Source organism: Trichococcus palustris (genome assembly GCF_900114465.1).
Classification (GTDB): Bacteria; Bacillota; Bacilli; order Lactobacillales; family Aerococcaceae; genus Trichococcus; species Trichococcus palustris.
On sequence record NZ_FOTD01000002.1, the window covers coordinates 80,949 to 93,538 of the forward strand.

Here is a 12,590-nt window from a genome sequence, read left to right on the forward strand (position 1 = left end):
AGCCCAGCTGTTCCAAGCAGCTGGGCTATTTCCTTATGGTCCATCAGGTTGTGTCTGACGGTCATTATTTTACAAATGCATTCCAAGCTGCATCTGTATTTTTAACGAATTTTAATTATTTGTTTTTTAAATTGTAGAATGCATCTAGTCCTTGGTATACAGCTACGTCACCTAATTGGTCTTCGATACGTAATAATTGGTTGTATTTAGCAACACGGTCTGTACGGCTCAATGAACCAGTTTTGATTTGGCCAGCATTTGTAGCTACTGCGATGTCAGCGATTGTAGCATCTTCTGTTTCGCCTGAACGGTGAGAAACAACAGCAGTGTAGCCAGCTTTTTTAGCCATTTCGATAGCGTCGAATGTTTCAGTCAAAGTACCGATTTGGTTAACTTTGATAAGGATTGAGTTAGCGATGCCGTTTTCGATACCTTGTTTCAGTTTTTCAGTGTTTGTAACGAATAGATCGTCACCTACTAATTGAACTTTGTCGCCTAAACGAGCAGTCAAACGTTTGAAGCCATCCCAGTCATTTTCATCCAAGCCATCTTCGATTGAGATAAGTGGATATTTTTCAACTAAGTTAGCATATAATTCGATCATTTCGTCAACAGTCTTTTCGCCTTCGCCTGAATCAGCTAAGTCGTAAACACCTTTTTCTTTGTTGTAGAATTCTGAAGAAGCAGCATCCATAGCAAGAACAACGTCTTTACCAGGTACATAGCCAGCTTTTTCGATAGCTTCGATGATAACTTCGAAGCCTTCTTCGTTTGAACCCAAGTTAGGAGCGAATCCGCCTTCGTCACCTACAGCAGTTGAGTAGCCTTTAGCTTTCAAGATTGAAGCCAATGCGTGGAATACTTCAGCACCCATACGTAGAGCTTCTCTGAATGTAGGAGCTCCTACAGGCATGATCATGAATTCTTGGAAGTCGATGCTGTTGTCAGCATGAGATCCGCCGTTGATGATGTTCATCATTGGAGTCGGTAAAACTTTAGTATTGAATCCGCCTAAGTATTGGTATAAAGGAAGATCTAAGTAATCTGCTGCTGCATGAGCAACTGCGATAGATACTGCCAAGATAGCATTTGCGCCTAATTTAGCTTTGTTTGGTGTGCCGTCCAATGCGATCATTGTTTTGTCGATTGCCATTTGGTCACGTACATCGAAACCTAATAAAGCATCTGCAATGATATCTACGTTTTCAACAGCTTTTAAAACACCTTTGCCAAGGTAACGAGCTTTGTCGCCGTCACGTAATTCGATGGCTTCGTGTTCACCAGTTGATGCTCCTGAAGGAACCATTCCGCGTCCAAAAGCTCCGCTCTCTGTGAAAACTTCTACTTCGATTGTTGGGTTACCGCGTGAATCTAATACTTCTCTAGCTAAAATTTCTGTAATAAATGGCATTTTGTTCTCTCCTTTTAGTTGACTGAATTACTTGTTTTACCAAGTATCATTTTAGACAATTTCCTCGACTTATGCAAGAGCCAACCCGATGGGATCAGCCTTTTACGATAAGCGATTCGCCTGTCATTTCTTCCGGTTTTTCTACGTTCAATAAATCAAGCATGGTTGGGGCTACATCAGCCAGCTTCCCATCGGTGCGCAAAGCGACACCTTTCTTCGTCACGATAACCGGTACAGGTACCGTCGTGTGTGCCGTATGCGCTTGGCCTTCTTCCGTAACCATTGTATCCGCATTGCCGTGGTCGGCGAAAATAATGGCGTATCCATCGTGAGCCAAGATGGCATCAACGACTTTGCCAAGATTTTCATCAACAGCTTCAATCGCTTTGATTGTCGGTTCCAGCATACCTGAATGGCCTACCATATCCGGATTCGCGAAGTTCAAGATAATGGCGTCATATTTGTCGTCATTGATTTCTTTTACTAACGCATCACCGACTTCGTAAGCGCTCATTTCAGGCTGCAGATCATAGGTTGCAACTTTTGGCGACGGGATAAGGATACGTCCTTCGCCTTCGAACGGTTCATGACGGCCACCGTTCATGAAGAAAGTGACATGCGGATATTTTTCAGTTTCCGCAATACGCAGTTGTGAAAGTTTATGTTGTGCCAAAACTTCACCCAAAACGTTCGTCATCGGGATCGGCTTGAATGCAACATCTGCAATGACTGTATCTTGATACTTCGTCATCGTCACGAATTTCACATTTTTGGCGCGTTCTCCGCGTTCAAAGTTGCTCCATTCTTCATTCGTGAACGCGTTCGACAATTGAATCGCACGGTCAGGACGGAAGTTGAAGAAAATGATAGCATCATTGTCTTTCAATGGACCTACTGGTTTGCCATCTTTAACGATGACAGTCGGCAAGACGAATTCATCCGTTTTGCCATCTGCATAGCTTGCTTCTACAACAGCTTGCGCAGATTCAAATTTTTCGCCTTCGCCGTGTGCGATGGCATTGTATGCCAATTCAACACGTTCCCAACGGTTGTCGCGGTCCATAGCGTAGTAACGACCTGATACAGTCGCGATTTCGCCCAATCCGATTTCTTGCATCGCTTTTTCTACCGTTTCGATGTAGCCTGGTGCAGCGTGTGGATCCACGTCGCGGCCATCAAGGAAAGCATGGAGGTAAAGTTTTTTTACGCCTTTTTCTTTTGCGCTCTTGATCAAAGCAATGATATGGTTGATATGGCTATGTACGCCACCATCAGAAAGCAATCCGAAAAGGTGCAAGGCAGAATCATTTTCAGTAACGTGACCGTAAGCGCCGACAAGCGCCTCGTTCGTTAAGAATTCGCCATCCAGGATGGCTTTGTCAATTCTTGTCAAGCTTTGGTAGACAACTCGTCCGGCACCAATGTTGGTATGTCCCACTTCGGAATTACCCATTTGTCCTTCAGGCAGTCCCACAGCCAATCCGGAAGCCAGCATCGTTGCATGCGGAAAATCGTTCCAATAACGGTCAAAGTTCGGTTTATTGGCTTGCTTAACCGCATTGCCCATCATTTCGTTTCTCCAGCCGAAACCGTCTAAAATAATTATTGCTACCGGTTTTTTACTCATTATTTAATAGCCTCCAATAATGCTAAGAATGATTCAGGAACTAAACTAGCACCACCGACCAACGCGCCATCAATATGTTCTTCAGCCATGTATTCTGCAATGTTTTCAGGTTTAACGCTGCCGCCGTATTGAACGCGAACTTTGTCAGCAACTTCTTGGCCGTAGATTGATGCAACAGTTGCGCGTACTACGCCGCAAGTGTCATTCGCATCTTGAGCTGTAGAAGATTTGCCTGTTCCGATTGCCCAGATTGGCTCATAGGCAATGACCAGGTTTGCCACTTGGTCTGCAGTCAAGTCTTTCAAAGCTGCAGTGATTTGGCCTGCAACCCACTCATTTGTTACGCCTGCTTCACGTTGTTCCAACGTTTCGCCGCAGCAAACGATTGGAGTCATGCCATTGCGTAAAATCGCATGTGCTTTTTTATTGATGTCTTCATTTGTTTCGTGGAAGTATTCACGTCTTTCAGAGTGGCCGATAATGACGTAGTCGACGCCTAAGTCCCCTAAAGCTTTCGGGCTGATTTCACCTGTGAAGGCACCCTCTTCTTCAAAGTAACAGTTTTGCGCGGCAACTTTCAAATCTGTCCCCTCTGTATCTGATACCATTTTTTCTAAAAATAAAGCCGGTGATCCAATAACAGCTTCTACTTTATCAGAAGCAGGAATCTTATTTTTGACAGCCTCGATAAATGCTTGTGCTTCTTTAGCTGTTTTGTTCATTTTCCAGTTACCGGCAATAATCGGTTTACGCAATATAATCACTCCTTAAGATAGGTTGCTTATTTGTCAGAAATTGATGCTACACCAGGTAATTCTTTACCTTCAAGATATTCCAAAGATGCTCCGCCACCTGTTGAGATGTGCGTGAAATCATCAGCAAAGCCTAATTGCATTGCTGCAGCTGCGGAATCGCCGCCACCGATGATTGTTACAGCATCCTTAAGTTTAGCGATTGCTTCACAGACACCGATTGTGCCGCCAGCAAAGTTTGATAATTCGAATACGCCCATAGGTCCGTTCCATACAACTGTTTTTGCACCTTGAAGTTCTTTGGTGAACAATTCTACTGAAGCAGGTCCGATATCCAACGCCATTTGATCAGTTGGGAAATCAGCGTTTTTCACGATTGTGATTGGTGCATCATTGCTGAATTCAGGAGCAACTTTCGCATCGATCGGTAAAATTAATTTGTCGCCGGCACGTGCCAACAATTCTTTAGCCAAGTCAACTTTATCAGCTTCCAAAAGGGATTTACCGATTTCTAGTCCTTGTGCTTTCATGAATGTATAAGCCATTCCGCCACCGATGATGACTTTATCGGCTTTGTTCAATAAGTGTTCGATAACACCGATTTTGTCGCTGACTTTTGCTCCACCTAAGATGGCAACGAAAGGACGAACGGGTTGGTCTACTGCACCACCGATGAACTTGATTTCTTTGTCCATCAAGAATCCGGCAGCACTTTCAAGGTTAGAAGCGATACCCACGTTTGAAGCATGCGCACGGTGAGCTGTACCGAATGCATCATTGACGAACAAATCGCCAAGGCTTGCCCAGTATTTTCCTAATTCAGGATCATTTTTGCTTTCTTTTTTACCGTCAACATCTTCAAAACGAGTGTTTTCGAATACTAAAACATCTCCATCTTTCAATGCTGCGATAGCATTTTCCAATGCTTCCCCACGTGTTTCAGGAACAAACGTCACTTCTTTGCCTAGCAATTCAGCTAAACGATCAGCAACAGGTTTCAAAGACAATTTCGCTTTGTCTTCTTCCGTTTTCACTTTGCCCAAATGTGAGAATAAGATTACTTTTGCATTGTTTTCAATCAAATATTTGATTGTAGGCAACGCTTGAACGATACGGTTGTCATTTGTGATGACACCGTCTTTCATAGGAACATTGAAGTCGGCACGAACCAATACTTTTTTACCGGATACAGCCAAGTCAGTTACAACTTTCTTTACCATTTTGTAGCCTCCTAAAGAGTAGTATTCACATAACAAAAGCGGAGAAGCGCGTTGCCTCACCGCTTTTCGTTATCTTGTACGATTTAACTTTCAGATATGAAAGAGTTGATCTTATAAGCTAGCAAATTGTACTAAAGTGCGTACCAATTGAGAAGCATAAGACATTTCGTTGTCGTACCAAGCAACAGTTTTAACCAATTGTTTGTCTCCAACTGTCATAACTTTAGTTTGTGTTGCATCGAATAATGAACCGAAGTTAATGCCTACGATATCGCTAGAAACTATTTGGTCTTCAGTGTAGCCGTAAGATTCGTTAGCAGCAGCTTTCATAGCAGCGTTAATTCCTTCAACAGTTACAGCTTTTTCCAATACAGTCACTAATTCAGTCAATGAACCGGTAGGAACTGGAACACGTTGAGCAGCTCCATCTAATTTGCCTTTCAATTCAGGCAATACATCGCCGATAGCTTTAGCAGCACCAGTTGTGTTAGGTACGATGTTTTCTGCAGCAGCACGTGCACGACGGAAGTCACCTTTAGGATGTGGAGCATCCAAAGTGTTTTGGTCGCCAGTGTAAGCATGGATTGTAGTCATCAAGCCTTCGATGATTCCGTATTCGTCATTCAATACTTTAGCCATTGGAGCCAAGCAGTTAGTTGTGCAAGATGCACCTGAAACGATGATATCATCAGCATTCAATTCGTCATGGTTAACGTTATAAACGATTGTTTTAACGTCGCTTCCTGCTGGAGCAGATAATAGAACACGTTTAGCACCTGCATCGATATGTGCTTGTGCGCCTGATTTGCTCATGAAGAAACCAGTACATTCTAATACGAACTCAACGCCAAGTTCTCCCCATGGAAGTTCCGCTGGATTACGTTGTGACAACACTTTGATGTCATTTCCGTTTACAGTGAAGAAACCATCGTGAACTTCAACGTCTCCGTTGAATCTTCCTTGAGTTGTATCATATTTCAATAAATGAGCTAACATTTTTGCATCTGTTAAGTCATTGATTGCCACAACTTCGATTCCTTCTACTTCTTGAATACGGCGAAATGCCAAACGTCCGATACGTCCAAACCCGTTAATACCAACTTTTACTGTCATACTGAGATTTCCTCCTTAGGATAATCAAAAATTTTTTATTTTAAAGGGTAATCCCTTTTAAAATCAGATTAGCTGCACCCATATCTGTAATCAGCCATGTTTGATGTGGTGCAAGTTTCATAAAAGCTTTAATTGCCTTGGCTTTCGATTGACCTCCTGCGATGGCCATCTCATAAGGTATCTTATCAATTTCTTCAATTTGAAGACCGAAGCGGGATAATCGATAGACGATTTCGCCGTTCTCATTGAAGTAACAACCAAAGGCTTCGCCGACTGCATTTTTTTCGTTCAAAAATGCTATTTCCTCCGGCGACATTTTCCGTCGATCCATCATAACTTTAGCATTACCGATACTGTATAACAAGCAATTCGCTTTTTTCATAACCTCTAAGGTATGCTTGATGGACGGTTCGGATTTCATGGTTGCATAGGCTTGCTCACTCAGATTGTCCGGAACAAAAAGCGCCATGTTTTCTCCGCCGACGGATTGGGCCATCAGATCACTCACGCTGTTGGCCTGAATGGACATCGATTCGCCTAATCCCCCGCGCGTCGGTACAAATACAAATTTTCTGTTCCCCGATAATTCCGGCGAAAAATGAGCTGCCGCACGAGCCATCGTATTCCCGCCCGCCACAGCAACAATATAGTCGCCTGCAGGCAGAAGCATATTCAGCCCTTTCGAAGCCTCTTTCCCCATCTCATCCAAAACAGTTGCATCCAGATCGCTGTCGCCTAGCACAATCCGGCAAAACTGAATATTTAAATAATCAGCCAACGCCTTTTCTTTGGGATTCATCTTGAACAAAATCCCCATAAAGAGTTCCAGTTCAAGATAAACTTTTTCCCCTTTTGGGGTCAATTGCATGCCACTTTGAGAACTGGAAAGCAAACCTTGCTTCCGCAAAAAATCCGTTTCCGTCCGTAACGTTCTTTCGGATAAAGAAACTTTTTCCGAGAGGATACGTCTCCCAACCGGGGCATACATGTTAATACTTCGTAAAATATGATACCGGTTAATTAAAACAGTCATAATATCCGGAACAACTTGTTGCAAGACTGAAATAGACTCTTCCATAAAACCCCTCTTCTATACACATGGTCACTCTTCGACCCGTTGTGTCACAAAGTGACCCTCGCATCTTAAAATAGGAGAGATAGTCTGGACGTAAACATTTTTTATTTTAGGTCTATCTTCTTCCGTTCTTACATTGTTATTTTATCAGTAAAATCAATACGTTTCAAGCTTTTTAACAAATAAAATCATTCTAAGGCAGATGTCGTTCGTTCAACATGTCACGAACGACATCCTGCCACCGACGTTATTTTGATAATCGCTTCCAGAAATGTTGACAGGTCAGCCTTTTCCAACGGGACTTAAACCGTCCCTTAAATGTTTATGTTTCCGCATATATTCGCTTTGATTGCAAATAAATTTCCAAATCAAAGCTCCCCGCAGAGAAAAAGGAGGGGAAATGTGCCGCGTTCCGTCTCAATCTTCTTATTTTGAACCGCCATTCTGATATATTCACTCGATTTATTCAATCGCACGGCTAATGCATCCATATCAACCGGATTCAGATCGCCTTTATGCGCAAAGAATTCTGCTTGTGTCTCAACCAAGGCTTCAGCCACCTTCAGCAAGGTCTCTTTCCGTTCATGCATCTCTTTTCTGATGATTTCCCATTCAGCCTTCTTCTCATCCAAAAAAATCCGGACATCGTCATCTTCAAGCTCCAGCATATCTTCATAATATTCTTTTTGATAAACAATATACGGAAATCCCAGTTCATTGTATTTCACGATATTTTGTCCATCGGCTTCTTGCAGATAAAGATCCGGCCGATCGTACACCGAGATATTTTCGCTGTAGCTTGCACCAGGTTTGGGATTCAGCGTTTGCGCATAATGGAAGACGGCCTTCACTTCTTCCACCGTAATCCCTGCTTTTTCCGCAATACCGGACCAATCTTTATTGGTCAGTTCCTCGAAGAACGACTCCAAGATATAATAGGCTATTGCAGGAGATTGCTCATCCCTCTCCGTCTGAAGCAGCAGACATTCCTGCAGGTTCCTCGCCCCGATGCCAGGGGGATCCAGTTGTTGCATCAGTGTCAAAGCATCCAGCATCTGGATGTCCTCCACTTGATTCATCTCGGCAGCCTTGTGTAAATCTATCGTTACATACCCCTCTGGATTGATGAATTCCACCAAAAATATGACTAAATCCCTTAGAGGAGTGTCCCTCATCGTTAAATGAATTTGCTCCAACAAAAAAGTATCCAGCGTCGGCATCGCCTCTGGAATTTGTTCCATCAACGATGCCCTATCATCCGTATCATCTTTATCAGGATGATACATCACCGGCCTTTCGACTCCTGCACGGGCATCAAATTCTTTGTTTATCTTCACTTCCATCAATGGATTACCTAAGGCTTTTTGCTGCAGAAATGAAATCAGTTCATCATTGCTTAACTGAATCAGTTCCACAGCATCCTGTTCCTGTTTTTTTTCTTCTGACTGTTTATCTGATAGCGTGGCCAAAGCAACTCACTCCTCTCTTCTCAAAACTATTTTAGCACAATTAACAGCCGATTGGAAACGCTGTCACACCAATGCCGCCATTTTCTGAACTGCTTCTGCCTCCAAAATCCATCAGAAGCCATCAGCCTTTACCGTCTGAAGCAATATATTTAGAAATAATGCTTGAATTTTATCCCATCATCCGCTATAATTACAAATGTTGCATGTCTCCTTGGTGTAATGGATATCACGTAAGATTCCGGTTCTTGAGATGGGGGTTCGATTCCCTCAGGAGACGTATTTCCAGCAGTCTTGTAAAAAAAACTTCCAGCGAGGGAAACCTTACTGGAAGTTTTTTGCATTGAATGCTTATTTTTAGACAAACAGCCGGGGAACCTATATGATTTAGGTATACTTAGCCGTTCCGAAAACGGCGTTGATCAGCGAACAATATCATTGACCTTTTTTGACCAATGAGTTAAAATGGACAATGTAAAGCAAGGTTTGATCAATCAGTAATATCGAGGAGGAAACATATATGAATTTAATACCTACAGTCATTGAACAATCATCCCGCGGCGAACGTGCCTATGATATCTACTCACGTTTACTGAAAGACCGCATCATCATGTTGAGCGGACCGATTGATGACGATACAGCAAACGCTGTTATCGCACAATTACTTTTCTTGGACGCACAAGATTCAGAAAAAGACATCTACATTTACATCAACTCACCTGGCGGCAGCGTATCTGCCGGTTTAGCCATCTACGATACAATGAATTTCATCAAAGCGGATGTCCAAACAATCGCAATGGGTATGGCAGCTTCAATGGGAAGCTTCTTGTTGACGGCTGGCGAAAAAGGCAAACGTTTCGCTTTACCGAATGCTGAAATCATGATTCACCAACCACTTGGCGGAGCTCAAGGTCAAGCTACTGAAATCGAAATCGCAGCTCGCCATATTCTCCAAACGAGAGAACGTTTGAACAGAATCTTGGCTGACCGTACCGGTCAACCGATGGAAGTCATCGAACGCGATACAGACCGCGATAACTACATGACTGCTCAACAAGCAAAAGAATATGGTTTAATCGATGATGTAATGGTAAACTCCAAATCATTGAAATAAGAATCCAGAGAGACTAGGACATTTGTCCTGCCTCTCTTTTTTTTGTTCCGCAAAAAAGTAGGCAGGAACCGTTTTAGCTCCTGCCTACTCATATTTGGAAAAACAGTTTTGCGATGACTGTTCCTTAGCGTATGAAATTCAAAATATGTTCCCACGTTTGCTTCTCGAAAACAAGCTTGGGATTGCCATCACCAAGCACTCCATAACCGACCATCAGCCCGGCAGAGAAAAGGATACTTGCCAATAGCAAGAAAATCAAAACCCGCATCAAAGTTGAAACTACGGGTTTAAAATCAAACTTCATCGCAGTCACCTATCTTCCTTTTCTATTTTTTAGGTTGTGCAGCAACCGCATGAGTATGCCGGAAACGGAATTTGCGGGACGATTTTTCTGATCGATATTATTCAATAAAACGCCCGTTCCAAGCGCGACTGCATCCAACGGTTTTTCAGCAGAAAATACAGGCACTTTCAATTCATCCGAGAATAACTTTTCGATCCCTCTTATCAGCGCTCCACCACCAGTTACTACAATACCTGTGTTGATGATATCGGCAGCAAGTTCTGGCGGTGTCGTTTCAAGCACTTCTTTCGCTTGTTCCACGATCAGCATCAGCGTTTCATGCATCGCTCCGTAAATTTCGATGGACGTGATGGAGATTGTCCTCGGCAAGCCCGTCACCATATCACGGCCGCGTATTTCCATTATTTCATCTTTTTCAGGAGGTAGCGCTGCCCCGATCGTTATTTTTATTTTTTCGGATGTTCTTTCACCGATTAAAAGCTTATGCTCTTTTTTGACATAGTTCATGATGTCGGCATCCAGCTTGTCCCCGGCCGTTTTGATGGAGCTGCTCGTTACAATGCCGCCCAGTGAAAGCACCGCTATGTCGCTCGTACCGCCGCCCATGTCGATGACCATGTTGCCGTTCGGTTGAAAAATATCCAATCCCGCACCAACAGCAGCCACTTTGGGTTCTTCCTCCAAATAAACGTTGCGCCCACCGCTTTTTTCAGCAGCTTGGATGATCGCTTTCTGTTCGATCGTTGTAATGTTAGTCGGACAACAAATTAAAATATTTGGTTTTGTCAAAAATCCTTTCACATTCAACCGGTCGATAAAATGCGTCAACATCGCTTCCGTGATGTCGAAGTCAGCGATGACCCCGCCCTTCAACGGACGAATGACTTTAATGTTTGACGGTGTACGTCCAACCATTAAATAAGCTTCTTCCCCAACCGCTAAAACTTTGCCGGTCTTTGTGTCAATTGCAACAACGGAAGGTTCGTTCAATACGATGCCCTTCCCTTTAACGTGTATCAGTACATTTGCAGTCCCTAAATCGATTCCTATATCTCTGGCCACGTTGATCTCCTCTCAAACATGCATTTATATTGATTTATTTCCCATATCGCATCATTATAATGTTATTTTACGAATAATGCCTCAATCTCAGTTGCAGCTAATCTTTGTTCTTCCGTTTCGTCGATGCGTTCAACATCCGCACCCAACGCTTGTAATTTTTTATCGAATTCATAATAACCGCGGTCTAAATGTTTTAGATTGGTGACGCGCGTATAACCTTCAGAGACTAAACCTGCGATGATCAATGCAGCCGCAGCGCGTAAATCAGATGCAGCTACTTCAGCACCCTGAAGTTCGGTATTCCCGTGCAGAAGGACGGTTTGCCCTTCAATTTTGAAATCCGCATTCATGCGGCGCAGTTCTTCCAAATGCATGAAACGATTCTCAAATACGGTTTCGGTCATCGTGCTTGTCCCTTGTGATACCAGTTGCGCAATCGTCATTTGCGATTGCATGTCCGTCGGGAATCCAGGATGCGGCATAGTCTTCACATCTGTCGCTTTCAAATATTTCGGTCCAATGACACGGATGCCGTTCTCGTCTTCTTGGAAAGCTACATGCATTTCCTTTAGTTTCGAGATAAGCGGTTTGTTGTGATCGGCGATCGCATCTTCGATGTAGATATTTCCGTTCGTAACGGCTGCTGCAATCATGAATGTCCCAGCTTCAATCCGATCCGGGATGATGGAATGGTCTGTTCCTTTCAATGAAGGAACACCTTCGATGCGGATCGTTTCCGTACCGGCGCCGACAACTTTTGCACCCATCCGGTTAAGGAAGTTAGCCAAGTCGACAATTTCCGGTTCGCGGGCTACGTTTTCGATGGTCGTTGTGCCCTCGGCCAGTGTTGCACCCATCATAATATTCTGTGTTGCACCCACGCTTGGAAAGTCCAAATAAATACGCGCCCCTATTAATTTATCTGCTTTTGCTTCAACAAATCCGTTCTCGATTTTGATTTCAGCTCCCATTGCTTCGAAGCCTTTCAAATGCAGATCAATCGGTCGCGTTCCGATTGCGCATCCGCCTGGCAATGCGATTTTGGCATGTCCTAAACGCGCCAAAAGCGGCCCCATCACAACAATCGATGCACGCATTTTACTTACATAGGTAAAAGGTGCTTCAAAATTGATGTCCCCGGAAGCGTCTGCTGTGACGGTATTTTCTTCTTCATTAAAATCAATTGCCACGTTTAAGTGTTTCAATACATTATCCATCGTAAAAACATCAGATAGTATCGGAACATTCGTCAGAACTGATTGTCCTTCACTAGCCAATAGCGTTGCAGCCAAGATAGGCAGCACCGCATTTTTTGCGCCTTCAACTTTAACTGTTCCTTCCAAGCGATTACCGCCGCGAACAATTATCTTTTCCATTAAAAATCCCTCCGAAAGTCACATCATGTGCCCTTTATATTTGGTATACATCGTTTTTATCAAAATGATA

The 12,590-nt window shown here is 43.3% G+C and carries 10 protein-coding genes, 1 tRNA gene and 1 pseudogene; 2 read left to right on the plus strand and 10 right to left on the minus strand.

All coding sequences use genetic code 11. From position 1 onward, the window contains the following. Positions 1 to 115: 115 nt before the first annotated feature. From eno to BM101_RS01735, 7 genes are all read right to left on the minus strand, one after another. Positions 116 to 1,411, minus strand: coding sequence for a phosphopyruvate hydratase (gene eno / locus BM101_RS01705; RefSeq protein ID WP_087030153.1), 1,296 nt, complete (start codon positions 1,409 to 1,411; stop codon positions 116 to 118). 94 nt (positions 1,412 to 1,505) lie between these two features. Continuing rightward, a complete protein-coding gene (gene gpmI / locus BM101_RS01710) occupies positions 1,506 to 3,038 on the minus strand; it encodes a 2,3-bisphosphoglycerate-independent phosphoglycerate mutase (RefSeq protein ID WP_087030150.1) in 1,533 nt (510 codons plus the stop codon). Further along, complete coding sequence (gene tpiA / locus BM101_RS01715; protein ID WP_087030148.1) at positions 3,038 to 3,793, minus strand: triose-phosphate isomerase; 756 nt, start codon at positions 3,791 to 3,793, stop codon at positions 3,038 to 3,040. Before tpiA ends, gpmI begins: the two co-directional genes overlap by 1 nt. Positions 3,794 to 3,819: 26 nt before the next feature. Next, on the minus strand, positions 3,820 to 5,010 hold the full coding sequence (locus BM101_RS01720) for a phosphoglycerate kinase (RefSeq protein WP_087030145.1): 1,191 nt from the start codon (positions 5,008 to 5,010) through the stop codon (positions 3,820 to 3,822). A gap of 111 nt (positions 5,011 to 5,121) precedes the next feature. Next, positions 5,122 to 6,123: a type I glyceraldehyde-3-phosphate dehydrogenase gene (gene gap, locus BM101_RS01725; RefSeq protein WP_087030142.1), complete on the minus strand. Its 1,002-nt coding sequence runs from the start codon at positions 6,121 to 6,123 to the stop codon at positions 5,122 to 5,124. A gap of 40 nt (positions 6,124 to 6,163) precedes the next feature. Next, complete coding sequence (locus tag BM101_RS01730; RefSeq protein ID WP_087030140.1) at positions 6,164 to 7,201, minus strand: sugar-binding transcriptional regulator; 1,038 nt, start codon at positions 7,199 to 7,201, stop codon at positions 6,164 to 6,166. Between the two features lie 365 nt (positions 7,202 to 7,566). Then, positions 7,567 to 8,667, minus strand: a complete 1,101-nt coding sequence (locus tag BM101_RS01735; protein ID WP_087030137.1) for an RNA polymerase factor sigma-54 — start codon at positions 8,665 to 8,667, stop codon at positions 7,567 to 7,569. A 205-nt stretch (positions 8,668 to 8,872) separates the two neighbouring features. Between BM101_RS01735 and BM101_RS01740 the strand changes: the two genes are divergently transcribed. Together BM101_RS01740 and clpP are read left to right on the plus strand one after the other, a co-directional pair. Then, positions 8,873 to 8,944, plus strand: a tRNA-Arg gene (locus BM101_RS01740). 222 nt (positions 8,945 to 9,166) lie between these two features. Then, positions 9,167 to 9,778 (plus strand): ATP-dependent Clp endopeptidase proteolytic subunit ClpP, encoded by a 612-nt coding sequence (clpP, locus tag BM101_RS01745; RefSeq protein ID WP_305727929.1) that lies wholly within the window; start codon positions 9,167 to 9,169, stop codon positions 9,776 to 9,778. 124 nt (positions 9,779 to 9,902) lie between these two features. Here clpP and BM101_RS01750 read toward each other — a convergent pair whose 3' ends face one another. From BM101_RS01750 to murA, 3 genes and pseudogenes are all read right to left on the minus strand, one after another. Next, a complete protein-coding gene (locus tag BM101_RS01750; RefSeq protein WP_087030132.1) occupies positions 9,903 to 10,082 on the minus strand; it encodes a DNA-directed RNA polymerase subunit beta in 180 nt (59 codons plus the stop codon). A gap of 90 nt (positions 10,083 to 10,172) precedes the next feature. Then, positions 10,173 to 11,144 (minus strand): annotated as a pseudogene (gene mreB / locus BM101_RS01755) (rod shape-determining protein MreB); the annotation flags it as partial. A gap of 62 nt (positions 11,145 to 11,206) precedes the next feature. Beyond that, a complete protein-coding gene (murA, locus tag BM101_RS01760) occupies positions 11,207 to 12,520 on the minus strand; it encodes a UDP-N-acetylglucosamine 1-carboxyvinyltransferase (RefSeq protein WP_087030128.1) in 1,314 nt (437 codons plus the stop codon). Positions 12,521 to 12,590 lie beyond the last annotated feature (70 nt).